Source organism: Bacteroides sp. RTP21281st1_H5_RTP21281_210402 (assembly GCF_040918965.1).
GTDB classification, from domain to species: Bacteria; Bacteroidota; Bacteroidia; order Bacteroidales; family Bacteroidaceae; genus Bacteroides; species Bacteroides congonensis.
The window spans coordinates 679406-706204 of record NZ_JBCOWR010000001.1; the positions used below are offsets into that span (position 1 = coordinate 679406).

Annotated in this window: 27 protein-coding genes and 1 pseudogene; 3 read left to right on the forward strand and 25 right to left on the reverse strand. The window is 36.5% G+C overall.

Going from position 1 to position 26799, the window contains the following annotated elements:
- From AB5443_RS02720 to AB5443_RS02730, 3 genes are all read left to right on the forward strand, one after another.
- Positions 1-1139, forward strand: a 1139-nt coding sequence (locus AB5443_RS02720; protein WP_368119585.1) for a Smr/MutS family protein, incomplete at its 5' end; no start/stop codon positions are given.
- An 86-nt stretch (positions 1140-1225) separates the two neighbouring features.
- Positions 1226-2278 (forward strand): magnesium/cobalt transporter CorA, encoded by a 1053-nt coding sequence (gene corA / locus AB5443_RS02725; protein WP_195407910.1) that lies wholly within the window; start codon positions 1226-1228, stop codon positions 2276-2278.
- Positions 2279-2297: 19 nt separating this feature from the next.
- Complete coding sequence (locus AB5443_RS02730) at positions 2298-3506, forward strand: L-serine ammonia-lyase (RefSeq protein ID WP_022139571.1); 1209 nt, start codon at positions 2298-2300, stop codon at positions 3504-3506.
- Positions 3507-3614: 108 nt separating this feature from the next.
- Here AB5443_RS02730 and AB5443_RS02735 read toward each other — a convergent pair whose 3' ends face one another.
- The 25 genes and pseudogenes from AB5443_RS02735 to AB5443_RS02855 form a co-directional block, all read right to left on the reverse strand.
- Entirely contained in the window at positions 3615-4124 is a 510-nt protein-coding gene (locus tag AB5443_RS02735; RefSeq protein ID WP_277135429.1) for a PepSY-like domain-containing protein, read from the reverse strand.
- Positions 4125-4165: 41 nt separating this feature from the next.
- On the reverse strand, positions 4166-4612 hold the full coding sequence (locus AB5443_RS02740) for a PepSY-like domain-containing protein (RefSeq protein ID WP_195407911.1): 447 nt from the start codon (positions 4610-4612) through the stop codon (positions 4166-4168).
- Positions 4613-4769: 157 nt separating this feature from the next.
- A complete protein-coding gene (locus tag AB5443_RS02745; protein WP_277135427.1) occupies positions 4770-5942 on the reverse strand; it encodes an acyltransferase in 1173 nt (390 codons plus the stop codon).
- A gap of 97 nt (positions 5943-6039) precedes the next feature.
- Positions 6040-6603, reverse strand: a complete 564-nt coding sequence (locus tag AB5443_RS02750; protein WP_044656370.1) for a Crp/Fnr family transcriptional regulator — start codon at positions 6601-6603, stop codon at positions 6040-6042.
- A gap of 255 nt (positions 6604-6858) precedes the next feature.
- On the reverse strand, positions 6859-7206 hold the full coding sequence (locus tag AB5443_RS02755) for an N-acetylmuramoyl-L-alanine amidase (RefSeq protein WP_368113180.1): 348 nt from the start codon (positions 7204-7206) through the stop codon (positions 6859-6861).
- Entirely contained in the window at positions 7179-7349 is a 171-nt protein-coding gene (locus AB5443_RS02760; RefSeq protein WP_368113181.1) for a hypothetical protein, read from the reverse strand. Before AB5443_RS02760 ends, AB5443_RS02755 begins: the two co-directional genes overlap by 28 nt.
- 111 nt (positions 7350-7460) lie before the next feature.
- Positions 7461-7856: a WbuC family cupin fold metalloprotein gene (locus tag AB5443_RS02765; protein ID WP_368113276.1), complete on the reverse strand. Its 396-nt coding sequence runs from the start codon at positions 7854-7856 to the stop codon at positions 7461-7463.
- Complete coding sequence (locus AB5443_RS02770; RefSeq protein WP_368113182.1) at positions 7846-8835, reverse strand: glycosyltransferase family 4 protein; 990 nt, start codon at positions 8833-8835, stop codon at positions 7846-7848. Before AB5443_RS02770 ends, AB5443_RS02765 begins: the two co-directional genes overlap by 11 nt.
- A gap of 663 nt (positions 8836-9498) precedes the next feature.
- On the reverse strand, positions 9499-10101 hold the full coding sequence (locus AB5443_RS02775) for an acyltransferase family protein (RefSeq protein WP_368113183.1): 603 nt from the start codon (positions 10099-10101) through the stop codon (positions 9499-9501).
- 90 nt (positions 10102-10191) lie between these two features.
- Positions 10192-10512 (reverse strand): annotated as a pseudogene (locus AB5443_RS02780) (transposase); the annotation flags it as partial.
- Positions 10513-10527: 15 nt separating this feature from the next.
- On the reverse strand, positions 10528-11619 hold the full coding sequence (locus AB5443_RS02785; protein ID WP_368119586.1) for a glycosyltransferase: 1092 nt from the start codon (positions 11617-11619) through the stop codon (positions 10528-10530).
- A complete protein-coding gene (locus AB5443_RS02790; protein WP_368113185.1) occupies positions 11616-12506 on the reverse strand; it encodes a glycosyltransferase family 2 protein in 891 nt (296 codons plus the stop codon). Before AB5443_RS02790 ends, AB5443_RS02785 begins: the two co-directional genes overlap by 4 nt.
- Before the next feature lie 128 nt (positions 12507-12634).
- Complete coding sequence (locus AB5443_RS02795) at positions 12635-13747, reverse strand: glycosyltransferase family 2 protein (protein ID WP_368113186.1); 1113 nt, start codon at positions 13745-13747, stop codon at positions 12635-12637.
- A 12-nt stretch (positions 13748-13759) separates the two neighbouring features.
- Positions 13760-14725, reverse strand: a complete 966-nt coding sequence (locus AB5443_RS02800; RefSeq protein ID WP_368113187.1) for a glycosyltransferase family 2 protein — start codon at positions 14723-14725, stop codon at positions 13760-13762.
- Positions 14726-14737: 12 nt separating this feature from the next.
- Positions 14738-15865 (reverse strand): polysaccharide pyruvyl transferase family protein, encoded by a 1128-nt coding sequence (locus AB5443_RS02805; RefSeq protein WP_368113188.1) that lies wholly within the window; start codon positions 15863-15865, stop codon positions 14738-14740.
- 5 nt (positions 15866-15870) lie between these two features.
- Positions 15871-17040, reverse strand: coding sequence for a Coenzyme F420 hydrogenase/dehydrogenase, beta subunit C-terminal domain (locus AB5443_RS02810; RefSeq protein WP_368113189.1), 1170 nt, complete (start codon positions 17038-17040; stop codon positions 15871-15873).
- Between the two features lie 5 nt (positions 17041-17045).
- A complete protein-coding gene (locus tag AB5443_RS02815; protein ID WP_368113190.1) occupies positions 17046-18617 on the reverse strand; it encodes a DUF1919 domain-containing protein in 1572 nt (523 codons plus the stop codon).
- A gap of 16 nt (positions 18618-18633) precedes the next feature.
- Complete coding sequence (locus AB5443_RS02820) at positions 18634-19188, reverse strand: serine acetyltransferase (RefSeq protein WP_368113191.1); 555 nt, start codon at positions 19186-19188, stop codon at positions 18634-18636.
- Between the two features lie 6 nt (positions 19189-19194).
- Positions 19195-20178, reverse strand: a complete 984-nt coding sequence (locus tag AB5443_RS02825; protein WP_368113192.1) for a glycosyltransferase family 2 protein — start codon at positions 20176-20178, stop codon at positions 19195-19197.
- Positions 20165-21346, reverse strand: a complete 1182-nt coding sequence (locus tag AB5443_RS02830) for a Coenzyme F420 hydrogenase/dehydrogenase, beta subunit C-terminal domain (RefSeq protein ID WP_368113193.1) — start codon at positions 21344-21346, stop codon at positions 20165-20167. The genes AB5443_RS02825 and AB5443_RS02830 overlap by 14 nt, the downstream gene beginning before the upstream one ends.
- A gap of 11 nt (positions 21347-21357) precedes the next feature.
- A complete protein-coding gene (locus tag AB5443_RS02835) occupies positions 21358-22413 on the reverse strand; it encodes an acyltransferase (RefSeq protein WP_368113194.1) in 1056 nt (351 codons plus the stop codon).
- A gap of 7 nt (positions 22414-22420) precedes the next feature.
- Positions 22421-23089, reverse strand: a complete 669-nt coding sequence (locus AB5443_RS02840; RefSeq protein WP_368113195.1) for a DapH/DapD/GlmU-related protein — start codon at positions 23087-23089, stop codon at positions 22421-22423.
- Between the two features lie 6 nt (positions 23090-23095).
- Positions 23096-24616, reverse strand: coding sequence for an oligosaccharide flippase family protein (locus AB5443_RS02845; protein WP_368113196.1), 1521 nt, complete (start codon positions 24614-24616; stop codon positions 23096-23098).
- Positions 24613-25785 (reverse strand): polysaccharide pyruvyl transferase family protein, encoded by a 1173-nt coding sequence (locus tag AB5443_RS02850; protein ID WP_368113197.1) that lies wholly within the window; start codon positions 25783-25785, stop codon positions 24613-24615. The genes AB5443_RS02845 and AB5443_RS02850 overlap by 4 nt, the downstream gene beginning before the upstream one ends.
- A 21-nt stretch (positions 25786-25806) precedes the next feature.
- A complete protein-coding gene (locus tag AB5443_RS02855; protein WP_368113198.1) occupies positions 25807-26799 on the reverse strand; it encodes a glycosyltransferase family 2 protein in 993 nt (330 codons plus the stop codon).

Genomic DNA, 26799 nt, shown 5'->3' on the forward strand with positions numbered 1-26799 from the left:
CATTCGGAGTCATCACCACTCACTATCAGAATCTGAAGCATTTTGCCGAAGACCATGAAGGAGTAGTGAATGGAGCTATGCTTTATGACCGCCATCTGATGCAAGCGCTTTTCCAACTGCAAATCGGAAATCCGGGAAGTTCATTCGCCGTAGAAATTGCCCGTAAAATCGGTCTGCCGGAAGATGTCATTGCCGATGCTTCTGAAATTGTAGGAAGTGAATATATCAACGCCGACAAATATCTTCAGGACATTGTGCGCGACAAGCGCTACTGGGAAGGCAAACGCCAAACCATCCGCCAACGGGAAAAGCATATGGAAGAGACTATCACCCGCTATCAGACGGAAATAGAAGAGTTGCAGAAATCACGGAAAGAGATTATCAAGCAGGCAAAAGAAGAAGCGGAACGAATGTTGCAGGAATCGAATGCCCGCATTGAAAATACGATTCGTACCATCAAGGAAGCACAGGCCGAAAAGGAAAAGACGCGCCTGGCACGTCAGGAACTGACCGACTTCCGCGCTTCCCTGGATACGTTGGCTTCCAAAGAGCAGGAAGAGAAGATGGCACGCAAAATGGAAAAACTGAAAGAGAAGCAGGAACGGAAGAAGAACAAGAGAAACGAACCGAAAGTCGCTGCCGCCACTCCTTCAAGCACTCCCAAAGTCACTCCTATTGCAGTCGGTGATAATGTAAAAATCAAGGGGCAGACCAGTGTCGGACAGGTGATGGAAATCAACGGCAAAAACGCGACTGTCGCTTTCGGAAGCATTAAGACGACCGTAAAATTAGACCGTCTCGAACGCAGCAATGCTGTTCAAAAAACGGAAGGTATTGCCAAAAGCACCTTTGTCAGCAGCCAGACGCATGACCAGATGTATGAGAAGAAACTTAGTTTCAAACAGGACATCGATGTTCGGGGAATGCGTGGGGATGAAGCACTGCAAGCTGTCACTTATTTTGTTGATGACGCTATATTAGTCGGCATGAACCGTGTACGTATCCTTCACGGCACAGGAACCGGAATACTCCGTACCCTTATCCGCCAATATCTGTCCACCGTGCCCGGAGTCAGCCATTATGCCGACGAACATGTACAGTTCGGTGGTGCCGGAATCACGGTAGTCGATTTTGACTAACCTGTAAACAAAACGTCTAAAGAACTTGTTCTCATTTAGAAAACCACTACCTTTGCCGCGGTGGTTTTCTAAAACGAGAATAAAGCATGAAAAATAACCTGTTAAGCGAAAAGCTTATTTACACCGGAGACAGCCAGACTCCTACCCACATCCATCTTTGTACGTACAATACTACCGAGATGCAGGAAAATTCCGGCAATACATTCCAATCCGTCAAAGATACATTGGACAATGCAAGAATCAATTGGTTGCAAGTGCACGGATTGAAAGATACGGAAACCATCCGCGAAATTTGCAGTCATTTTGAAATAGATTTCCTTGTATTACAAGACATTCTGAACTCTGACCACCCTACCAAAATCGAAGAACATGACAAGTATATTGTCCTGATTCTAAAATTATTCTACCCCAATACGCATAAAGAGGAAGACGAACTGGACGAATTGCTCCAACAACAGGTATGTATTATCCTCGGAAGCAATTATGTGCTTACCTTCCTTGAAAAGGAAACCGATTTCTTCGATGACGTCAATTCTGCTCTGCGCAACGATGTCCTGAAAATACGTAGCCGCCAGACGGATTACCTGCTTAGCGTATTACTGAACAGTGTAATGGCAAACTATATCTCGACTATCTCCTCTATTGATGATGCGCTCGAAGACCTGGAAGAGGAACTGCTCACTATCACCGAAGGAAACGACATTGGTGTCCAGATTCAGGCACTCCGACGCCAATATATGCTGATGAAGAAATCTATTCTTCCATTGAAAGAGCAATATATAAAACTGTTACGTGCAGAAAACCTGCTCATTCATAAGGTGAACCGCGCTTTCTTCAACGATGTGAACGACCATTTGCAGTTCGTCCTGCAAACCATTGAAATCTGCCGGGAAACGCTTTCTTCATTGGTAGACCTTTATATCTCCAACAATGACTTACGGATGAACAACATCATGAAACGGCTGACCATCGTGTCCACCATTTTCATTCCTCTGACCTTTTTAGCCGGAGTATGGGGGATGAACTATAAATGGATGCCCGAACTGGATTGGCGCTATGGTTATTTATTTGCCTGGTTTGTGATGGGGATTATCGGTATTATCGTATATTTGTTCTTCAAAAAGAAAAATTGGTATTAATAAAAACACACCTTCAGTCATGAAATCAATCAAAGAGCTATATAGGATAGGCACAGGTCCTTCCAGTAGCCACACAATGGGACCACGTAAAGCTGCTGAAATGTTTCTGGAACGCCATCCGGATGCCGCTTCTTTCAAAGTTACTCTTTATGGCAGTTTGGCCGCTACGGGCAAAGGGCACATGACGGATGTAGCTATCATAGATACTCTGCAACCCGTTGCTCCGGTGGAAATCGTATGGCAACCCAAAGTATTCCTGCCTTTCCATCCGAATGGGATGACATTTGCCGCCCTTGATGCCAATAATAAAGTTACCGAAAACTGGACAGTCTACAGTATAGGCGGCGGTGCATTGGCAGAAAACAATGATACCCCGACTATCGAAAGCCCGGAAGTGTACGGCATGAACAATATGACCGAAATACTCCAATGGTGCGAGCGTACCGGGAAAAGTTATTGGGAATATGTGAAGGAATGTGAGAATGAAGATATATGGGATTATCTGGCAGAGGTATGGACTACCATGAAAGATGCCATCCACCGCGGACTGGAAGCGGAAGGCGTATTGCCCGGCCCACTAAACCTGAGACGTAAAGCTTCCACCTATTATATACGTGCCACCGGCTATAAGCAATCTCTCCAATCCAGAGGACTTGTCTTTTCATATGCCCTGGCAGTAAGTGAAGAGAATGCTTCCGGCGGAAAGATTGTGACTGCCCCTACCTGTGGTTCTTGTGGTGTGATGCCTGCCGTGCTTTATCATTTACAAAAAAGCCGCGAGTTCAGCGATATGCGTATTTTACGTGCATTGGCCACTGCCGGATTAATCGGAAACATTGTCAAATTCAACGCTTCTATTTCCGGCGCGGAAGTAGGCTGTCAGGGAGAAGTAGGCGTTGCCTGCGCCATGGCTTCGGCTGCTGCCAATCAGTTATTCGGTGGTAGTCCGGCACAAATCGAATACGCTGCCGAAATGGGACTTGAGCACCATTTGGGTATGACTTGCGACCCTGTCTGCGGCTTGGTACAAATTCCCTGTATCGAACGCAACGCTTATGCTGCCGCCCGTGCGTTGGACGCCAACATTTATTCATCCTTTACGGATGGTATGCACCGCGTCTCATTCGACAAAGTAGTGCAAGTAATGAAACAGACCGGACACGACCTGCCGTCACTCTACAAAGAAACAAGTGAAGGCGGATTGGCTAAAGATTACCAACAGATGTAATTATAAAGGGGAGTTTAAATACCTTTAGAATTATTCAGGCACGGATTACGCGGATAACACGGTTCTGATTAACTAAAACCGTGAAATCCGCGTAATCCGTGCCTAATTTTAATTATTCTCAGTAGGCGGCCAATTGGTATCATCCCCGTTACTGATATCTTTTTTATACAGTAGTCCGCCTTCCTGTGAGAAATAAAGCGAATATCGCTGACTGCCCAGTTTCACTTGAATCACGGATTCCGTCATATTCTGCGGATACGTCAATACATAGACATCCGTCACTACCCACGCACTATAATCCGAATTTTGGAAAGCCGTATAAACAGCCGGTACCAACTGGTCGATGCTATCCAGTTCATTCTCAGTCATCACCCAATTTGCGTTGGCATCAAACCAAACATCCAATTCATCACCGGTCACCCAGCAGTCGGCCACATAATAGTCTCCTTTCATTTCCCATTCTATATTCTGTGCAGCCGGATACAGTTGCTTCAAAGCCTCAGTAATATTACTGGGCGGCACCAAGGCAGGATCATCATCATCGTCACTACATGCGCTGAAAGAAAGGGCGGTCATCATCAGCAATACCGCCCACGCGCCAAACTTAAATTTCCACATAGCTTTCTTCTTGTTTAGGTTTATCTATTACTATTGTTCAATCAATCGTCAGCCTTCAGAAACTTTCCTTTTTTATCAAATTTGAAAGAAACTCCCGTAGATAATTCCACTTCATATCCTTTACGGTCACGTTCGACTTTCGTCACGCCCTCACTTACAAAATTGTGCGCTTTCAGATAATCGACAGCAAATCCCGGAATTATACTTGCGGGAACAGACTCTCCTTTCTTAGCACTTACTTCTTCCCAGTTTCCTTTGCTATCAAAATCAATCTCCGTACCATCCACCAGTAATACTTCGTATTTGGTAGACTCCATCAAATCTTTATCAATCTTAATCTGAGCAACTTCAGGCTTCGTGAAATGACGATTGATAAAATTGCGTGCAGGAAGCGGCAATTGATTCATGTCTTTCGTTATCACATCAGTTGCGAATGAAAACTGTACGGCTACAATAGCCAACACAAGTAAAGATAGAATTTTCTTCATAATCGTTATTCTTTTTAGCATTAATACTATACTTAGTTTTTATACTGCAAATAACGATACAGATTCCGGAAAGATTTAGGAATACTATGAGTTTGCTCATTTTTCATATTCTTTAACCGTTCCCTTTACTTTGTCTTGTCAAAAGCCGGGTTATAAATTATTGTTTCTTATGCAGAAAGCGTTTAGCCAGATATTTTCGTATGGGTTCATCGTACAGTTTCAGGCACAGATAAGCCAATACAACACTCAATACGTAAACGAATAAAGCTACTTCCCAAGTTTCTCCCAAAGTGTAGAGCTGATTCTTAATCAACCATGCATAGAACAAATACATAATTGGATAATGTATCACATAAACCGGATATGATATATCGCCCAGGAACTTACATATCACAGTTGACTTCTTATCCGTAGTGGTTCCCGATGCTCCCAGCCAGACAAGAATGGGGAAAGCTACGATCACACAAAATGCTTCATAAGCACCATTTGTACAAAACTGCTCTGTACCTTCCAGATAAGGCACTGAAAATAAAGCGAGCAATATAATTGTACATATCCAAAATGCACCTCTTATTTTAACGGGCTTGAAGTTACGCGACAGAAGCATACCCAAAGAGAAAGGGAAAAGCATCCTCAATGATCCGCCTAAAAAGTTGACACCATCCAATGTCCAACCTACCCCAATATTCCCATAACCGGAAACATTGAATACTGCAAATGATGCCAACGCAATTCCCAACAAAACTACAAGTATCGTCAATGCCTTGTTTGACAAGCGACGAATAAACAAGGCATAAAGGATATTACCTATATATTCAAAGAACAATGACCAGCAAGGCCCGTTCAACGGGAACATTTCACCATTTCCGCGAACTTCATAACCCACACCCGGCATCGCAGGAATAAAGAATATCGTACAGAGAAGTGACAGCATCACCATGGATATGGCAACGTGCGTTCCATCCCATTGCACACACCCCTGAAGATAGAATGTGACAGCACCCAGAACAGCACCCATGATTACCATAGGATGAAGACGTATCAAACGGCGTTTGAAGAAATTTTTCATTGTCATGCTCTTACCCCAACGGTCGTCATACGCATAACCGATAACAAAACCCGAAAGGATAAAGAAAAAATCGACGGCCAAATATCCGTGATTGAAGGTTTCAATCATACCACTACCAGCGGAATTACTGACTTCCGCAAAAGCGTAGCCTTCAAATATATGATACCATATAACCATGAGAGCTGCCACGCCACGAAGTCCGTCAAGAAGATCATAATGTGCTTTAGTGTCTGCAAAAGCTGAGGAAGAAATGTTCGACATCTGTTTTTTTATTGTTTAATTAATATTTTCAGATGGCAAAGATACAGCTTGGCAAGCGAAGTTCTTTTGCTTAAAAGCAAAAAAGACTGGAGAATATCTATTTTATTGCACGTACCCGGCTGAGCGTATAAATGGAAATACCAAGAAAAGCAGCCACATACTTCAACTTTACCCTATTTATCAGTCCGGGATATCGCCGGTTAAACTGTTCGTATCGCTCCCTGGGCGAAAGCTGAAGCCTTTCCACAAACATATGACTCAATTCCTTGTTTACATCCTGATGCAAAATTCTTCCCCAGTTGGCTATATCAATATATGTTTCGTAAAGGGCATTCAGTTTATCAATATGAATAACATAGATTTGGCAATCCGTTAGAGTTTCAATACTCTCTATCGACGGCTGTTTGTAGTACAACGAATCCATACCGAAAGTAACGTCACCTTCCTGGCTGAACCAGGTAGTAGTGTCCTGCCCGTTATGATGAAACACGGAACGGGCAACACCTTCTTCTATAAAATAAACCAAACGGTCTGTTATGCCCGATTGAACGATATAAGTGTTTTTGGGGTAATAACGAAGCTGCATATTCTCCTGCAATGCCTGAAGCGCTTCGTCAGAAACCGGATAAATTTGCCTGATTTTGCTAATGATGTTTTTCATTGAAGAGAAGTCCATATATTAGTTGCCACAAAGCTACGAAAAAATATCGAATTCCACGATATACCCCCTAAAACTAATATATCAACTATCTTCACAGACAGTTGATATATTTCACATACAAACACATATCGGTGTTACACCAATATGAGGGGATAAGTCAGGAATATACCGCTGTATTCTTCCCAACTCATATAATGCAGGGAATTCATGAATATATCATGAGTTCAGGGACCTACATATTTCTTTGATATTCCTTTAAATAGTTCGTAATACCTTCCAGCAATATATTCGTGACACACTGCTTCCCTTGTCCGAGAAAAGGAATTCAACATCATCCTTATAGTCCTGAAAGAAATTCTCAACCAGCACTGCAGGATAATTCGTTTTCTGACAGATATAAAAATTGACACTCCAATACAGCTTCTGTGGAGACGAACGACGCACTTTCACCTTCCTGTTCAAGGCAGCTGGCACCAGTTGCCAGACAAACCGTCTGCTATTCATTGAAGCATTGTTACCTACAAATACGCTCCATCCGTTTGCAGACATCCACTCAGCACCACTCCCCCATCGCATTACAGTAGATTGATACCAATATAGCATTCTTTGCCGAATGCATTGATACGCTTCACACGCTCAGATAACGCCACATCATTTTCTTCCGGTACAATACGTATAGCATCAATACCTTCATTTTGTAATTCAGCTACCACTCTATCTGCGATATCACAAGTATATGCATGCATTCTCTTTCAAACGACTGTCAGACGAACATTTACCGAGAGTTTATTTCCATATCCGTTATCCATTAATATTTTCATGTGTAAATGATTATTTACTTTATCTCCAATATTAGCTTATTCGTATTGCCAAATATCATCCATGGTAATGGGCGCATAAGCACCATCTTTCATTTCTATAATAACAGAAGGTTCATGCACAACAAGAGTGTGCCACATTCCGACCGGTACCTGAACACCATAAACACCTTTCGCAGGATTCAAATCATAACGACCGCATTCAACCCCTTTTTCGTTATAGAAAAGTTCAGTGACATGCCCTCTAAGCAGAATTACAGTTTCACTAGTCGTTGTGTGACGATGAATGGGAACATGCGTTCCCGGTTGCAAGGCATTGAGCATACGTTGTGAAGTGTCTCCATCGCCATTACGCAAATCCTGATTGACACGACGTCTCTCATTAGTCTCAGCCTGAGACAGCAACTCATCAAGCAATTGGTCATTAATTTCCATCATTCCTTTCGTCAGCTTTAGCACACAGATACTCTTCGTGCAAATGATAATACTTCTTTTTGAACAATATATAGGCTACACACAGCAATGCCAATACCACTACGAGATACAAATACTTGTTTACCGGCAGATAGATGGCACCCAAAGAAATTACCAACTGCAAAGCCATGTAAATGGTGGACACTGTCACATGCTTAATGTGCAGCTCATTAGCCATCAGTTGATAAGCATGCTTGCGATGGGATTTACCAATATTCTCGTGTAGCATGATGCGGTGACAGATAGTAAGCACACTGTCCACACCATATACCATCAACAGCACTATAGCCCAATAGTTTCCGCTCCGTAAAATATAAGAGCCCAGGAAATAGAGCAGAATAAATGCGATGGAGACACTACCCACATCACCGGCAAAGCATTTTGCCCTGGTACGGAAGTTGAACAGGCAGAACACCAATACACTCAACAAAGTCACAATAATGAAATTATTATCGGTGTATTCGTCCTGCATATTCAAGAGTAACAAGGGAATCAATACCACCAATGAATAACCACCGGTGATACCATTTATACCGTCCATGAAGTTATATGCATTGATAATGCCGGTGCATACTATAAGTGCAATGATAACCACCCACCAATACTCAGGCAGTAAAATACCCCACTGATAAAACATAAGCGTCATAGCGGCGAAATGTACAATCAGTCGAAATTTATTGGGTACCGAATGAATATCATCGGCAAAGCTGATGCCACCCAACATGGTGAGCCCCAACAGGAACCACGGACATGTGAAACCATAAAAGACGGCATAAAGCCAGGCTCCAAACAAGAAAATAATACCACCGCCACGCAACACTATAGAACTGTGTGACGAACGTAAGTTGGGTTTATCTACAATGTTACACTTATCGGCAACCTTGAAGTACGCCATTTCAAGGACAAGCAGCAATACTGCTATCAACAGATATACAACCATATTTATATTTACAATAAGCACTCAATTTAAGGAATTCCCTATAGTTAAAGGTTATGGCACTATACTGCATCTCAAATCGAGTTATGTTAAAAAATTAGTTTTGAAGTCAACATTAGTTCTTTTACCAAAGTAATGTATTTAGCGAAAAGAAAATAATAATAAAAATGATATAAGACTCAAGCTAACAAGTCCTCAATGCATTAATTCTAAAACACAAATCGATTATCCACAAAATACAGAAAACACCCACATATTCTAAAAGCATTCCATATCTCTAAGATTTGAGATTTATAAGTTTCTGAATTTTATTATTTAAATAATCAATTACAAGAGCGGAAATATAACTAAAAACCAATAAGACTGTAAAAATGAGTAACGGATTTTTAAAATTATAAATAAAATCATGAAATAAATAATAACAGAAATAAGTATGTACAAACCACATACTCGTTGACCGTCTTCCCATTTCATACAAAAAGCAATCCAACCATTTACCTCTACCTACCCTCATAAATAATATGATAAAGATAGCTGCAAAAAATACATGGAAAAAACTAGTCGCAATGCACATGCGCATCAACATGAGCAATACAATGAGAGCCAATGCCACCTCTTTTTTTATTTTACATTTGTTGACAATATTATATTTCATCATTATTCCACCTAACAAAAAAGGAAAAAGAAGATTGAAATAAAGCACCAATATATAGACCCCTTGATGTGTGTACAAATAAGAATCCCCCCAAAAATAGACCAATACATAGGTAAAAAAGTAAGACTTCCTGCTAATAAAAAGAATGGAATCAATTTCACTTTATCCATCCAACGAAATAATTGAACAGAAGTCAATACCAACAACATATAAGGAAAAAGAAACCAAATCTCCCCATTATACCCAGTATACCATCCTGATACATTCTCTAAAATTTGTTTCCAACTACCTGGGTACACCTCGCTTCCACGTATCCACCAACCCAAGGGAACGAAAATGAGCAAAGTAAGCCAATAATGTACATACAACTTCCCAATTCTTCTCATAGAATCACGTTTCCCTAATTTATATGATGCATAGAGTCCGTAGCCACTCAACAATAAGAAAAAAGCGACTGGATTAGTGCAACGGGTAAACAAATAGACTAAAGGAGTATTTCCTACAGATAAATGGGTAACACACAACTCCACATTGCCTATTTGATTAAATAAATGCAGGTAAAGCATAAATAGAATAGCAATACCTTTCAAAATAGTTGTATCACGAACAGACATAACTTGTAAGCACTCAATTTAGGGCATTCCCTTTGAAAGGGTACATTACTGTGCTCTAAACCGAATTTTGTTAATTAATTAGTTTTGAATTTAACATTGGCTGGTAGCCAAAATGATTTTGCCAGGAACCATGTTAACATAATCCCTGCACCCGTTAAAGATATTTTTGAAAAAAGTTCCGATGAAGTTCCAGATAGAACTGCCTTGAAGCTTTACCGTTCCTATCACACTGTGATATGTTGCAACCATCTCAGCACCGGCATCACTGCCATAATGAAGTGAATTGTTACGCTGGGTAGTCAGCTTTCGAATGGTTCGCTCTGCCAAATTATTGTCTATCGGGAATTCACCGTCCTCCAAGTAAGCAAAGATCTCTTTCCAGAACCGATTCAGATAATTAAGAGCCTTTTTTTGACTGCTTACTACTTACATCATATTATTTTTAATGAGACTCTTATAAATCCTTTCATACCCATCCACCATATTGAGTATATCATATTTTTTTGCTCGTTCCATACATCGCCCTGCTATTTGATTATAGTAACTCTTATTTTCCATCAAGTCTTTAATTTCTTTTGCCAACTGTTGTGCATTTCCATGTGAAAATAAAACTCCAGCACCATCTACTATTTCTCTCAGCCCATCTACATTACTAGCTATAAAAGGTCTTCCGACAGCCATTCCTTCAATACTAGATAAAGATAGACCTTCAAAATGAGAAGACATAACAACTATATCTGCCGTTTTTAAAATTTGAGGAATGTCGTTTCTCAGTCCTAAAAAACGAACATTATCCTTCAAATTCTTTTCTTCAACCAACTGTTCCAAAATTTGTCTTCGCTCCCCATCTCCCACCAGCCATAATTCATATGTATCTTTGGGCAGATATTGAAAAGATTTGATCAAAGTATCTTGATCTTTTTGATAACGAAATCCAGCCACCATTACTACTACAAACTTTCCGTCAGATTGTTGTTTCAAAGCAAATTCTGGCTTTGCATCCATAAAATTACGGATATTAACTCCATTATAAACAGTAGTTATATTAGTGCGATAATATTCTAAATACTTCTTCAAATTATTTTCCGCCGCATCAGAAATACAGATAACTGTCCGATACCGATTATACATCCAACGGTCTACTAATCGATACCACCTCCAATCGCGCCTGCGATTGGAGGTGTTATGTTCGGTGGTGACAAGCACCACCGAACATAACACACTTCCTATCGCTGCAAATAATTGCGGTGCAGTATTATGCGTATGAACAATATCATATTTCTTCAGAAAAGGAACCAATCTTAATATATGCAATGGATTATACACCGAATTACCTCTACCAAATTCATATACACATATTCCATTATCCAACAAATTCTGTTTAAAAACAGTTTCTACCCCATCAAACAAGAGTACATCTACTTGGTGACCTTTCTTTTTCAATAAGGGAGTAATTTCTATTATCAATTTTTCCGCCCCTCCAATATGCATGGAAGTTATAACCTGAAGTATCTTCATTTATCTAAACTTACTTTTCTTTTTATTATTCTATATAATAAATACCCAAATGGAATAGCCAATATAGTCATCCACGGTATTGGACTTTCTTTTATAAAATTTCTATTTTTACTAATTATAGAACTAGATACATAATGCACACATACTACAAACTTTCTCTTTAAGCTATGTGTTACCCGCATTTCAGTTTTTCTAAAAAAAGAAAATCCTTTGGGATTATGCCAGTAATGCTTATACATGTTAGCACTAGAACCATCGTTTTGATAATCCACTATAACTAAAGCTTCATTCATTGTCAGCAATTTATAGTCTAAATCTATTAACATGTATTTGTAAGCCAATCCGACATACTTTTCCCCCTCAAAAATCGGATATTCCGGGTAGTTCTTTATCACTTCCGTACGATATACCAACTTTTTATCCCCCTTTCCTCCCAACTGATAAAAGTCTGAAAGAGTAACCGTTTTCATATCTACGGGAAAACTCGTTCCGATAATTCCTCCCTTATCTGCCTTATCTAGTCCTATAATCCCAGCATATTCATCCGAACCATATTTCCTCCAAAAAGCAACAATCTTTTCCACTGCGTCATTTGGCATATAATCATCCGAATCTATGCATGTATTCAATTCAGTATTCATATTTCGATATGCAGTATTGTGTGCTCCATGCATACCTTGATTCTGTTGGTAAATATAACGGATAGATATTTTATTTTCTTTTATCCATCCTTCCACCAATTCACAGGTATTATCTGTTGAACCATCATCAATTATCAACCAACAAAAATCCCTTGACGTCTGTCTACACAAACTTTCATACGTGCGTCCAATGGTATGTGCACGATTATAAGCAGGAGTAAATATTGTTAAAGTGACCGTTTTCATTCATTATTTACTGTTATACAATTATCAAAAGCCAACGAAATAGTTTATTTTTTACCCATTTCTGCCATTCATCTTCTTTTACACACTTCCAATTGTGCCAAGACCGAATTACACTAAAATCCGTTCTTTTATTTCTTAACTGTCAATTTTTCATATAATAGTCTTGTTATAGCCCTTATCCTTCCAAACAGTTTTTTCCAACAAGGTATATTATTTTTCTTTCTTAATATATATTTATAATAATCATCAAAAGCAGCATAAATTTCCTCTCCTTTATACATCATACACCCCTTTTGTATCCTCTTTTCATAAATATTCTTTGGTGTAATACCCTTAATCCACCCTACTATTACCGAATCATTTAATGCCCGGCCAACCACATTCCGGCAAGCCTCCCCCTCTTGCTCTATTGCTTCAAAAATCAACCGACAGATTATATCAAAATAATACCGATTGGAATAAAATGAACTCAATTCAAATTTCTCGCCAAAGCAATCTTCCATTGCCCTATATATTTGAGGAACTATCAACATAGTTTCAGCTATATATTTAGTCGATAAACGTTCTTTTTCTGCATTCACATAATGATATAATGGAGTATGTATAAACATAATATTTCTTGCCTTGCTCATATATCGCATCAAAAAATCTTTATCTTCCCATTTTTTATATTTCTCATTAAGATGAATACCATACTTTTCTATTATCTCCCGTTTATAAAGTTTATTCCACAAAAACGGCAAAATGTCTTTATTACTTTTAGGACACAAATTCAACATTTCCGGGAAAATTTCTTTTTCTATATAGTTTTCGTCCAATACTATATATTGTGGATGTCCAACCGGCCACCAAGAATGTCCTGTTCCACTATACAAACCATAACAAATAACATCTACTCCTCCTGAAACTGTTTCAATTTGACACTTTAGCAGAGACAAGGCACCTCTCTCATAAAAATCGTCTGAATCACAAAATAGAAGATATTCTCCAGTTGCATAATGAATGCCAACATTTCTAGCAGCGGCTACGCCTCTGTTTTCTTGATGAATAGTTTGAATACGAGCATCCTGAGTACTATAAATATCACACAACACTCCTGAATTATCCGAAGACCCATCATCAACCAGTACCAATTGCCATGACTCATAACTTTGTCCTATAATACTTTCTATCGCTTTCTTCAAATACCCTTCGGCATTATACACAGGTATAATAATAGAAAAAGTCACTTGTTTACTCATATATCTTTTTAATTAAAACCCTCTTCCCAACCAATTCCTTATCTTGCAGATCAGCCAAAAGTTCCAATTACTTAAAATAAACCACAACCTTTCATTGCCAGACAACAACTTGATTTCTTTATTTGACAGTTTGTTAGATGTTACTACTTTATAAATATTTTCTTTCGCCCTTTTCCTTTCATCACCAAATAAAAATCTCAAAGTCATTTGTCCATTATATATACAAGAAGCAAATAGATTTTTTTTTGCTATGAAAGATAAAACTGGAAAATTCAGTTGGATGTAAAGTTGCCTCTGTTGTTTCGCCTCCAATGCATCCAACCGTTTAATATTATATCCTACTCCCATAATACTACTTTTTCTTTGGAAATAGAAGTACAAAGCAACCCCAAGTTTTGTAATATGTTTTGCCTGCCCAAATACTTGATAAGTCCAAAACTCATCTTCATTGGTTCTCCCTTTTTCAAAATAAATATCAGATATGCAATTTCGTTTATAAAGTTTATTCCATACATATTGATGAAACACCTTATCTTGAATCAATAATCCCAGTGCTTCTTGTGTATGATAACATATAGTCGTATTTTCGCATTCGCAAATTTCAACATTTCCAGTAGTTCGAATAATCTCACATTCGCAAATATCGCTTCCAGTATTTATCAATGCAAGATACAATTTTTCTAAATAATCTTTTGCCACCCAATCATCACTATCCACAAAGGCAATATATTCCCCTGTCGCAATTTGCAATCCTGCATTTCTTGCATCAGAAAGTCCCCCATTCTGTTTGTGTACCACTCGAACACGACTATCGCACTTCTTATATTCATCACAAATTTCTCCACATCGATCTGGCGATCCATCGTCCACCAAAATCACCTCTAAATTCTTATAAGTCTGAGACAATATCGAATCTACACATCGTCGCAAATACTTTTCTACCTTATATATAGGCACAATAACGCTAATTATTACCATTCCTATTCTATATTATCCAAGTAGATGATTATACAAATATGACAAAGAAGATTCTCTTTCTTTCGCCAATATATCCCGAATATTTGTTAGATCCATTTTAGCTTCCAATATTTCAGGCAACTTACTCAAACATGTCACCTTTCTTCCTGTCAAATGAAAAAGTTCTAACAAATCACCTAATTTCTGTTTATTACTTTCTCTAATTATAGTAGCAAAAGGTATCTGATATTTAATGGAAAATACCGTTCCATGAAACGTATCAGTCACTACATAAGCTGCATTTTTCACATAAGCCAACACTTCCAAAGGTTTAGCTAATATGTATTCGTCACAAAAGGGCTGATAAAATCCCAATGCTATCACTTTCAAATTCTTACTCTTCGCAAAAGCACGAATTTCCTTAGCCTCTTCTTTGGTTATACGATCTGCATATGCATATACAATAAGGTAATCTTTTCGATTCACAACCATTGTATCCACTTCCCCAAAGTCATATAACAACACCGGATCAATATGACGACAAGGTATTTGTCCACATAAAGCTGCTACCACGTTTTGTGAATTTGTATCTCTTACAGACAAAGCATCAAAACATGAGAGATATCCCGCAATATCATTAATAATATGATATTTTTCCAATTTCTCCAACGTTGTTGTACCAAACGAAGCTGCATAACTTATAAGTTTTTTTGCACGATTGTCTTTGCCAAACAATTGTCTGCTATACCCTACCAGCGTCCCTTTCTGGGTACAGTTAAAAACCTCATCGCTACCAATAACCAACACGTCCAATTCAGGACAATATACTTTTGCCTTTTTTACTCCGATAGTAGGCAAAAAAGTTTCATTATAAGCCTTACTAAATTCTGAAAATGTTCGGTTAAGTAACTTTTGTTGATTACGATATCGGCTGTACTTAGGAGATAACATCTTTAAAATTTTAAGTAAATACATTTTTACATTAAAATCCATCTTTTTTTCATCATCTTTAATCAATGAAGGCTCTATCTCATAATCAACAAATTCAACCTGCCGGTTCTCTCCTTGCAAAACATCCTCAATTTGTCGCTTTAATGCATATGCTTGAAGAAATGAACCATAATTCACAACCCGCTGCATCGACATAATTCCTATTTTCATAATTCCTATCTTCTATATTTTTTAATGAATATTCCAACAACGCCTCGTACCATTCTTCTTAACCGCCTTTTTAGCAACCTCCTACTCTCTTTCGTTATTTCTTCATTCAAACATCTTTTCACTGCCACCTCAAAGCCATGTGTTTTATAGAGACTTTCAAACGCCTTCCTTTTAGGATGAATCTCTGTAGGAGCCTTCAATTGCGCATTTCCTTTAACAGCCTCCCATACAGGACGCTCTTCCATAAACAATCGCCTTTTACACTTCTCTACAAAACTTCTTCCATACTCTGTATTTACCAATACTGCTGATACAGCTCCCATATAAGGATGATCGAAAGGTAATTCCAATCCCAATCCCCAAAAGTCACAAATTGTAATATCCGACACTCTTTCCGGCTTCGCATAACTACAATAATAACATGAATCACGATAGTTTAATCCCTCTAAAAAAGCAGCTAAATAAGTATCCTCACGCCCTATCCTCCGATAAATATCAGTCCCTGCAGCATCACTCAAATCAAACAAAAACTCATTTTCCATCCTAAATTTTAACTTTGAGGCTTTCTTCTCCTTATCCATGTTAAAAATATGATTTCGCAAATTCTCATGCGAAGGGGTACCGTGACAAACAATATCCACCGTAAGCAGATTACAATAATGCTTTCCCAAAAATCCCAATAATCCAGCCACTTTACAAGGTAAAGAAATAAAAAGAACTTTCTTGTTACGCTTTAAGAGTTTTTCAATTTCAACATAAACCGTCCCCATCTCAGAATACACATACTTAGACTGCTTAAAACGACTAACAGTCTCCATCGAATCCGTCAATGTATGGACTACGTGAAAATTCTCACGATATTCAACACCACAAATCCAAAAATCATCATGTAAAGCTTGATAATAAAATTCAGCTGCCGCCCCACCTGACGCACTAGATTTATGATTTTCCCTATCCAGACTCCACGCTGCATAGGATTTACTAACAGAATGAAATGTTAACGGTACAATTTCTGGACATATTCGTCTACATTTTCCACACTCGATACATTGTTCCCCAATAATCTTCGGATACAAATGTCCCAATTTTCCTTTGACAATATCAATACATTGCCGAGGACAAGCAGATACACATGCCATACATCCTGTGCAATTTAATTTATCCACCAACTCCATACTGTTTATTTTATTTCGGAAAAACTATTAGCAGCAGACAACAATACTCCATCCTTATATATCTCTCTTTGAGGTATTAAATCCGGTACACAACCATCAGCTGCATATTGTGAATACACAACTGTTCCGCTGATATCATCATATTTTTTATGAACAGTAAACAGCACCTTAGGATAAGGTATTGTTTTCCAAGCTTCAAACACGGAATCATCAAAACCATTTCGATCTGTAGAAAGTACCAAGACTCTATCATAATTTATCCGAGCTTTACGTCTATTCCATGCCTCTTTAGCTTCACTACATGAACGATAATGCATAAAATCAATCCGGATATCTCCTCCTAAAATTCCAATTGGATATTCTTCTCCCCATGACATTACCAATTCCGCAGCCATATATTTCTCCAAATTCAACACTAACTTAACAAAATCCGGTTGACGTATAAACAAATTAATGGTTGGAGAAAGAAATTCCATATTCATGTCATGATAAAAAGTACCACCAATACAATTCTGTGATATAATCGTGATATTTTTAGCACGACATTTCTTACGCAATGACTGTATATTACGTTCCAATCCCATCCGTTGCAATCTACCTCTCAAACGTGGAAGCAGTTGCCCCCATTTACGTTTCGTTTCTATCACTCGTTCTTTAAACAATGTTATTTGTTGTTTCCTATAATACAGTTTCGCTTTCCCATCCTGCATTACATATTCAATCCTCCTGATTTTCTCCGCAACACCTATATTCGTATTATGACATACTTGATATACAAAATTATTTTTAGTAGCTTGTACAGTATTTTTATATTGTTCACAAACCCGTAATTTATTTTCTCCGCTTATCTTCAATAGTTTTTCAAAACGTTTATATTCATACCCCTCCTGTGAGGCACCAAAATTACTCATCAATGATATGTTATTTGCTCGAATGTAATAATAAAGCGGTTCATTTATAACTACACACTGTTTACATTCCATAGCCTCCATATAATCCAGTACAAACTGGAAGTCCTCTCCCATACTCTGTTTTTCGTCAAAACGAAGCTGATTTTTCTCTATTATATCTCTACGAAAAATCTTATTCCAAAGTTGTTGTAGATGGAACTTTTTGAGCAATTCAAAAAAAGATTCTCCATCAACAAAAGAAATCTGACCTTCCTCCACATTCCATAAATAATCCTTACGACAATTATTCACTTCATCACGAAATTGTAATCCGCATATTGTCAATGCTTCCGGATACTTCTCAGCAATATACAATAACTTTGTCACATATTCTTTTGATACCCAATCATCGCTATCTACAAACATTACATATTTGCTTTCTATTTCTGCGATTCCGCGATTCCTTGTAAAAGAGACTCCAGAATTTTCCTTATTCCGGAAACTACGAACATTTTCATATTTCCGAGAAAGTTTTTGACACACATTCCAACTATTATCTCTTGAGCAATCATCAACCAAGATAATATTTATATTATCCAAAGCTCCATAAAGGATTGATTCAACACATCTTACAATCGTTTTCTCTGCATTATACACAGGAATGACAATACTAATCAAGCTATTCATCACAATTTTATTTATCTCACTTCAATTTACGAGCTGGCACACCCCCTACAACAGCTCCATTTTCTACATCTCTAATCACAACAGCATTGGCTGCTATTACTACATTATTGCCAACCTTAATACTTCCCAAAACTTTAGCTCCACAAGTAATCATTACATTATCGCCTATAATAGGCGGTCGGCCACTTCCATTAAAACCTATTGTAACTTGCTGATTTATCCAACAGTTTTCTCCTATAGACTCTGCTGAAATCATCGTTGAAAAACCATGCTGAATATACAATCCACCCCCTATTTCCTTTGCTTGAATGTACAATGTATCAACAGGACGATACCATAGCATCACCCAAATACAAAATATACGTCTAAATCTATTTCGATAAATAAAAAGATTTCTATACTCTTGCCATTCACCTAATAATTGAGCTAAAACTATCCAATCACTTCCATCGATATGACAAATATATTTCCATCTTTTTAAATCGGCCATAAAAAGTTTATCCGACCATTTTACTATTGGTAAAATAGGTAATATTCTTATTGCACAAAAAAACAATTTTATCTTTTTCATCAATAATCACTCAAAATAATACTCATAATCTTTATCTGATATATCCATCTGCTTTTTCTTCAATATCTTCTTAGATTTCTTATACATCAAACCAATCAATTGAATCCATAAATTCAATCCTATCTTGCATTTCTTTCCTTTTCGAAAATACTCTCGTAACAAATATTTAGTATACTCTATACTTTCATACGTAGCTGAATGATCTTTAGAAAGAATAATCAACATATTTAAAAAATGAAAATCAAAATCATGCTTTAATTCCGGAAACTTAGCTATAATCTTCGTTCTGCGTTTTTGCAAATAATCCAATTTATCCAGCACAATCTGTTGTTGTGAACTCTCCGCAAGCATAACACTGGATTTTCTTTTACGATAGTTATACACAACTTTTGGAGAAACTACAATCCTATGAGCGTTCATCATTCCTTGATAAGTAAAATACTCATCATCTATTTTATGTCCTTCCTCAAATAAAATATTATTAAACAATCTACGTTCATAAAGTTTGTTCCATAGCAAACCGCAAGTCCAATCTATTGTAAATCTTCTAAGATATTCTACTGTAGAATATATCCCCCGGTTAGAGTCATTATTAGGTATTTCAGAAAATCCAACATAAACATTTCGAAAATTACACTGAATAACATCTGCATCACAGCTTTCTAACTGCGAAACCATATATGCATATGCATCCGGTTCAAGATAATCATCACTATCTACAAATGTGAGATACTTCCCACTTGCTAACCGCAACCCTGCATTCTTAGCACTTGCAGCTCCACTATTTTTCTGATGAATGACTATAATACGATTGTCATATTGAGCATATTGTTCACAAATGTCACCGGAAGCATCTGTTGATCCGTCATCAATCAGAATAATCTCTAAATCTCTATATGTTTGTTCTAATATACTTTCCAAACATTGTGGTAAATATCGCTCAATATTATATACAGGTACTATAATTGAAATTATTTTATTTTCCTGCATACTTCAAAATAAATATTTTCACATTGTGCATAAATTCCAACATTCTTTCTCCAATAGAAAGATGTAATGCCCTACGATCTATCTTTTCAATCAATTTATCAAAAGGCATATGTTCTAAATGTTTAAAAAAATAGGATCTAAATTCGCCTATTTCAGCAGAATTCATCAAGCAATGATTCCCTTTCAACACCTCTTTCAACTCTCTTTGTTCTATATAGAGTTTATCAGACATCCAACTAAGCAGCTCTCTACCTTTATTCGAATTTACCAATAAAACAGATGTCCCCATATCATTATCAAGTTCTTTTTTATAATTTCCAATTCCCCAGAAATCCCCTAAGGATATATCTGATAAACGTGGAATTTTCTTAAAATGACATTCATGACATGAAGGTCGCAAATACAGATTATGTTTTAAATAACCTCGCATATAATAATCATCATAGCGATCTTTCTGATACATATTTCCATTAGCGAACAAAAGGTGTGTACTAAATCGGTTCCAGCCGTAAGTTTTATTTTTAAAATGCACTTTAACCACTGATGTTCCATTTATCTCAGCCATATCTTTCAAAAATTTGCGATAAACTTTTGGACTTATAACTCCTCGGCAAATAAAATCACAACAATAAAGATTCTCATATTGATTACCTAAATAATTTTGTAATCCGGACGATTGACAAGGAGTTCCACAGAACAACACTTTTTTTCCAGTTCGCAAAATATCTTTTATTCTTCTAAATATATTATCCAAGTTACTTTGTGCATACTTAGACTGCCTTAGTCGTACAATATCCCGTTCTTCATTAATTATCACATGACGAATCTCAAAATCGTCACCATATTCCGCTCCTACAACAACTCCTCCATGTTTAAGGAAAGTTTCCGCCAATGCAGAAAATATACCTCCGGAAGTACTATCAATTCTTACTTTTTGATCAAGATTCCATGCAGAGTAAACAACCGGATTATTATATAAATTTATTTTTCCCTCAGAAAGCACAGGACAAACCTTTATGCATTTTCCACACTGTATACACTGTGCATAATCAACAACCGGATAAGAAAAACCTTCATTATCTGCTTCCATACTTATCACAGATCTTGGACACACATATTTACAAGCTGTACAACCGGTACAATGACTTCCTATTTTTTTATCTATCATATCAATTTCTCTTACGCCCAATACGTTCCAACCACAGGCACTTTTCTTAACAACCAAACAATTCCTGCCCCAATCACAAATACAAGTATCGCCACTACTGGCACTGATATGATTGGATGCGTCAATTGTATATTAATTCCCAATGAGTACAACACCTTTAATAATAAAACGTGAATTAAATAAATACCAAAAGTAAGCTTAGACAAGTTGACTATAAATTTTTCATATCTAAAAATGAAAGGCATTTTTGAAATTTTCTCTTTAAAAAAGAAAAGAACGCCAACACTCATTAACACGATGTTTGGATATTCATATGGTAACACCCCCAATGAAGTCCCATGCTGCCAACTATAAACAATTGTTCCATAAAGAGTAAATATAAAGCTCAAAATTGAGCTAAAATATATAATTTTCTTTCTCTTCGACAAGCAATCACATTGTTGAATATAAAATCCTAATATGAAATAAAGTGTCCACCCACCAAAAAATTGCAAATCCATATAGCTATAAATACTTTCAACAATCGTAGAAATAAATTTAATATTCAATTTCACGATAAAAGGTATAATAGAGGTAAATAGAAATAACACATTCAACCAATAAACAATCCACTTTTTATCCGCTTTCTTGATCACAATAGCCAACAATGGCGATGCAAGATAAAGTCCTGACAACATTAAAAGATACCACATATGCAATTCCCCACTAAAACATCCGTCTATAAATGTCTTCAATTTTGTTGGTGCATAAACAATATCTAAAAAATAAACATTATAAAATGAATATACACATGACCAGGCAATATATGCCCCTAACATCCGCAATACACGATGTTTTAACAATTTTGAAATTGAAATTTCATCGCCATGAGGCAAAATCATCATTCCACTTAGCATTACAAATGTTGGAACTGCCCATCTGGACATTACTCCCCAAAAGTTTATAGCTTGAAACTCAAAAGTAGTATGTGACCATAATTTTCCTTGGTCAAACACAGCCACATGAATCATTATAACACCCAAACATGCGACAATTCGCATTAAATCATATTCTATATACCTTTTCATACTTTTTTTACTTCCAATGAATACCCTCTTTAAGTACTATTGCCGGCACACCAGCCACAACTGTATTTGATGGTACATCTTTAGTCACAACAGCCCCTGCTCCAATTACTGCATTATCTCCAATTGATACTCCTTTCAATATTATAGCATTAGCTCCAATCCATACATGATTGCCTATTATGACAGGTGAAGTTATCGTGTTTTTTTTTCCATCATTATAAAACAGTTCATGGGCATCATAATCCATAATTATAACATTACGTCCTATGGCACATTGATTTCCAATTGAAATATGATTCATACAACGAATCTGTGCCCCTGCATTTATATATCCATATCCCAATTCCAACTTTGCATTTTGATAAACACAAACCTCTGCTCCATAATAGACTTTGAAATGTCCAACTAATGATAGCTTTGAATTTTTTTCCAAAATAAACACCGACTTTTTACCAGAATTTCTTGGATATCCCTCATTTAAAGTCATCGTTCCTTCAAGTTTTATAACCGCAGATTTATCAATAAAAACAGCAGGTGAAAACAGATTACGAATTCTACTTTGATATGATACAAATTGATTTTCTTTTCGTAACCAATTTATTTGTATATACTTTAAAGTTCCACAAACTATCAAATCATTATAAAGTGCTCGCAAATAATTTACAAGTTCTCTCATCGTTTGTTATTTTTTTAACATCTTCTCTTTTATCTGTCCAATCGGTTTTCCCAACAATTGTTTTTCATAAGAATTCATACTGAAATTCCATATTGAAATACCAAAAACAACCAAAATAATAACTGCTGCTCCCAAAATTTCAAAATAAGAATCCAATCTCCAAAATCTATTAATTATTATCCCACCAAAAACAGGAAGAACATATCCCGGCAATATACTATATATAGACTTCCAAAAACCTCTAATATCCAAATGAATATATTTAGCATAGTAGAAATTCATAAAAAGAACTGTACCCAAAAACATACAAACTGTTGTTGCAAATGCAGCTCCAATCCCTCCCCACTTAATACTGCAAGGAATTGTAATAATCACATTAACCAAAGCTATCAGAAAATAAACTATACTCCGTGCTTTATGCATATTTTTTGCTTTTTGTATTTCAAGCCCTATATTTTGAATAGCCGGAACAAATACAGCAAGAATCAATAAAAGTCCAATATAAAATGCATCTTTATAATCATATCCTGCCCAAATACAAACAAAATCATATCCAACAAAAATATATTCAATCAACACGAGTGAAACTATATAAAATTGAATACGACCAATACGAATAAATATCATATCAAGTTCTGATATATTACCATTATTTGCAACTATATCATTAATTTGCGGAGCAAATACATTTGCAATAGAAGATGAGATTTGCTGGAAATAGCCTTTAAAACTTGAACCGATAGTGTAAACAGCAACAACCGTCGTTCCTCCAACAGCACTTAACACCAAATTATCTGTTGAAAAAGTTATTTGGTCAGTTATCGAATTCAAAAACAAAAAACCTGAAAAAACAAATAGTTCTTTCATTACTTGTTTATCAAATCCCTTAAACGAAAATTGTAAAGCTATTACCCTTCTGGCATAAATATAAAAAATAATATATGAAAGTAAACTAATAAAAAAAGATATTTCAGAAATAACAACAGCACGTCCTCCCATATTTAACGCAATCACATTAGCTATAGGAGTAATGATACCTGCTATCAATAAAACAATTCGTATAAAAAAGAAACGTTCATATGCCTGTAAAGACATCATGACCACATTAAAAATAAAAGAAACCATCATGTTCAATGTGAGAATAAACATTATAATACGCAAATCAGACGATTCTTGTAAAGTAAAGGTACTCTCCACCAACTTTTCTGACAAAGCTATAAAAATCAAACCTCCAATAAAAACCAATAATGATAACACTGAAAAAATAGTCAAAAACATACCGTTGAGTTTTTTTTCCGCCTCTCTATCATGTTTAGCTCTACATTGGAAATTAAAACGGATATAAGCTCCACCTATACCTAAACTTAATATAGAAAGATATGATATAAATGAATTTGCCGTTCCATAAAGCCCATACTGACTTTGCCCCATCATGCGAAGCATATATGGTGTATAGACTAATGCAATTACATTAATGACAACCACATATATATTAGACAATATTGCACCCGCTTTTCTTTGATTCATTTACGTCCTCTTATATCATTATTCATTAACTGCATCAATTCCACTTCCCCACTTTTTGCCTCATTCAAATAGTCAGGAATTCTACGTTTCAATATTTCATTTTGCTCCTGTTCATAGTTCATTAACCAAACAAAACGTGACATTAACTCATTTTCTGTTTTCAAATCTTGCACAGGCAACACATAATTTTCTTCCGTTCCGAATAAATCTTGGGCAATACCTCGAGACTTTACCGAATAACCAACTACCAACGTCGGCACAAAACTGGAATATGCCGCAATCGTCGCATGAGTTCTAGCACCAACAAAAAATCTACATCTAGCAATATACCCTTTCAACTCCATACAATTAGCATCCTCTATCTTACAAACACGATTAGTGTTCTCGAACAATTCATAAAGGATATTGATAGGTTTCAGATCATCATTATAATTCCAAACAACATGAGGAATGAAACAAATATTCATATCTGTTTCATCCAGAATATACTGAATCATTTTCTCATAATTGCGCAAAATAATATCACCATCCGGTCCATATTTCATAATCAAAGGACTGACATTTATTCCAACTGTATTACCTTCTACAAAATTTTTAGGTAATGGTAGTTCTTTTCTATCTAGCAAAAACGCCGGATCCGCAACTTTTACCGTATATGGATTTATACTCTTCAGCAATTTGTAGGTTATCGGTTCACGAGCAGTGATTAAGTCATATTTAGCCAAATCTTCTGCAACTGCGGAAGTGATTGCTTCTGGATCAATCGAACATCCCCACAATACAGAATATTTACAATATTTTCGAATTTCTTTATTCAGTTCAACTGCCTGCTTTGCAGACCACTCATAACAATAATTATCACCACCAATTGAAATAGCGACTCTATCTTTAAAAATTTTTCTCAGAAACACTTGCATATTTGCTTGCTGGTTATGCAACAATCGCCTTTTAAGAAGAGCCTCAAAATAATCTATGCTATATTTCTTTAGCTGTTCTGACTCCAGCACTGCTTCAACAGACTTGGCAGTTCCATATTTCAAATCTTCCGATTTAGTTAATGACCACAAAAGTACATTCTCAGGACCTCCCAATATCTTTGCAGAAGTTCGCACTATAGCTTCGCAACCATGATTGCCACTACCAGTATGCATATATAAAACCTTCTTCATACCTCTTTTCTATTTTGTAAATCAATTATATTTTTTCTTTTGCAGACATACTACATAAATCGGATATAATATGTCAAAAAGTCGTGGTATCTTTACTATACATTGCGCAAGGACTCTCGTTCTTTTTGGCAGTCTTTCAACATAAGAAAAATATTTTTCAATCAACCCCCTAATATCACTTTGTTCTTTTATATAGCCTTTTTTTTCTAAAACAAGTGTGCAATACCCATAAACACATGTAGTTAACAATGCTTTTACTGCAGCTTCCTTCATATTAGCATCACAGTAAGCTAAAATGATTTGTTTAACCCGAATCGGATCATATATCTTATGTTCATTGAGTTTTTGACGTGATGCAGAAGTTGCACGTACGATATAATGATAAGGACAACGATCTTCAAAAACAGATTTATTTGCTCGTCTAAATAGATGAAAATTCATCAACAAATCTTCATTTATTTTAATAGACATATCCATCACGCCTGTATCTAACAAACAGTCAAACAATTCCCTCCTATATAATTTATTACATAAACCAGGTTCAACTACAACCCCACTCAACAGGTCTTTTACTCCAGTCAACTTGTCTTGCTCCACAAAACGTCCCGTATTATAAAAATAGTGAACACGACCATCAGCAAAAACCATCTGGTAACCACAATGAGAAATATCTGCCTGATATTTAATGGCATTCGCCAATAATACTTCATACATATTTGCTTCTATTTCATCATCGCCATCAACAAAGCCAATATAATCCCCTGTCGCTTGTTTAATTCCCTCCATACGAGCAGATGTAACTCCTCCATTTTTTTTATAGATCGATATGATTCTCTTATCACTCTCTACCAACCGACGGATTACCTCACAAGTATTATCATTTGACCCATCATCTACTAAAATTATTTCTATATTTTTGTGAGTCTGTTTTTTTATACTATCTACACAACGCAGTAACTCATCTTGCAGGTTATATATAGGTATAACTATTGATATTTTAAACTTTTCATTCAT

Excerpts from the sequence above, each read along its gene's own strand:
- AB5443_RS02735 (WP_277135429.1), bottom strand. The coding sequence starts at position 4,124 with ATGTGGAAATTTAAGTTTGGCGCGTGGGCGGTATTGCTGATGATGACC.
- AB5443_RS02840 (WP_368113195.1), bottom strand. The coding sequence starts at position 23,089 with ATGAGAGAACTTGTAAATTATTTGCGAGCACTTTATAATGATTTGATA.
- AB5443_RS02820 (WP_368113191.1), bottom strand. The coding sequence starts at position 19,188 with ATGAAAAAGATAAAATTGTTTTTTTGTGCAATAAGAATATTACCTATT.
- AB5443_RS02765 (WP_368113276.1), bottom strand. The coding sequence starts at position 7,856 with ATGGAAATTAATGACCAATTGCTTGATGAGTTGCTGTCTCAGGCTGAG.
- AB5443_RS02750 (WP_044656370.1), bottom strand. The coding sequence starts at position 6,603 with ATGAAAAACATCATTAGCAAAATCAGGCAAATTTATCCGGTTTCTGAC.
- AB5443_RS02800 (WP_368113187.1), bottom strand. The coding sequence starts at position 14,725 with ATGGTAATAATTAGCGTTATTGTGCCTATATATAAGGTAGAAAAGTAT.
- AB5443_RS02730 (WP_022139571.1), top strand. The coding sequence starts at position 2,298 with ATGAAATCAATCAAAGAGCTATATAGGATAGGCACAGGTCCTTCCAGT.
- AB5443_RS02815 (WP_368113190.1), bottom strand. The coding sequence starts at position 18,617 with ATGAATAGCTTGATTAGTATTGTCATTCCTGTGTATAATGCAGAGAAA.
- AB5443_RS02740 (WP_195407911.1), bottom strand. The coding sequence starts at position 4,612 with ATGAAGAAAATTCTATCTTTACTTGTGTTGGCTATTGTAGCCGTACAG.
- AB5443_RS02845 (WP_368113196.1), bottom strand. The coding sequence starts at position 24,616 with ATGAATCAAAGAAAAGCGGGTGCAATATTGTCTAATATATATGTGGTT.
- AB5443_RS02755 (WP_368113180.1), bottom strand. The coding sequence starts at position 7,206 with ATGCTATATTGGTATCAATCTACTGTAATGCGATGGGGGAGTGGTGCT.
- AB5443_RS02825 (WP_368113192.1), bottom strand. The coding sequence starts at position 20,178 with ATGCAGGAAAATAAAATAATTTCAATTATAGTACCTGTATATAATATT.
- AB5443_RS02810 (WP_368113189.1), bottom strand. The coding sequence starts at position 17,040 with ATGGAGTTGGTGGATAAATTAAATTGCACAGGATGTATGGCATGTGTA.
- AB5443_RS02760 (WP_368113181.1), bottom strand. The coding sequence starts at position 7,349 with ATGCATGCATATACTTGTGATATCGCAGATAGAGTGGTAGCTGAATTA.
- AB5443_RS02775 (WP_368113183.1), bottom strand. The coding sequence starts at position 10,101 with ATGTCTGTTCGTGATACAACTATTTTGAAAGGTATTGCTATTCTATTT.
- AB5443_RS02855 (WP_368113198.1), bottom strand. The coding sequence starts at position 26,799 with ATGAATGAAAAGTTTAAAATATCAATAGTTATACCTATATATAACCTG.
- AB5443_RS02805 (WP_368113188.1), bottom strand. The coding sequence starts at position 15,865 with ATGAAAATAGGAATTATGTCGATGCAGCGGGTTGTGAATTATGGTTCA.
- AB5443_RS02830 (WP_368113193.1), bottom strand. The coding sequence starts at position 21,346 with ATGATAGATAAAAAAATAGGAAGTCATTGTACCGGTTGTACAGCTTGT.
- AB5443_RS02835 (WP_368113194.1), bottom strand. The coding sequence starts at position 22,413 with ATGAAAAGGTATATAGAATATGATTTAATGCGAATTGTCGCATGTTTG.
- AB5443_RS02850 (WP_368113197.1), bottom strand. The coding sequence starts at position 25,785 with ATGAAGAAGGTTTTATATATGCATACTGGTAGTGGCAATCATGGTTGC.
- AB5443_RS02790 (WP_368113185.1), bottom strand. The coding sequence starts at position 12,506 with ATGAAAACGGTCACTTTAACAATATTTACTCCTGCTTATAATCGTGCA.
- corA (WP_195407910.1), top strand. The coding sequence starts at position 1,226 with ATGAAAAATAACCTGTTAAGCGAAAAGCTTATTTACACCGGAGACAGC.
- AB5443_RS02770 (WP_368113182.1), bottom strand. The coding sequence starts at position 8,835 with ATGGTTGTATATCTGTTGATAGCAGTATTGCTGCTTGTCCTTGAAATG.
- AB5443_RS02795 (WP_368113186.1), bottom strand. The coding sequence starts at position 13,747 with ATGAGTAAACAAGTGACTTTTTCTATTATTATACCTGTGTATAATGCC.
- AB5443_RS02785 (WP_368119586.1), bottom strand. The coding sequence starts at position 11,619 with ATGAAGATACTTCAGGTTATAACTTCCATGCATATTGGAGGGGCGGAA.
- AB5443_RS02745 (WP_277135427.1), bottom strand. The coding sequence starts at position 5,942 with ATGTCGAACATTTCTTCCTCAGCTTTTGCAGACACTAAAGCACATTAT.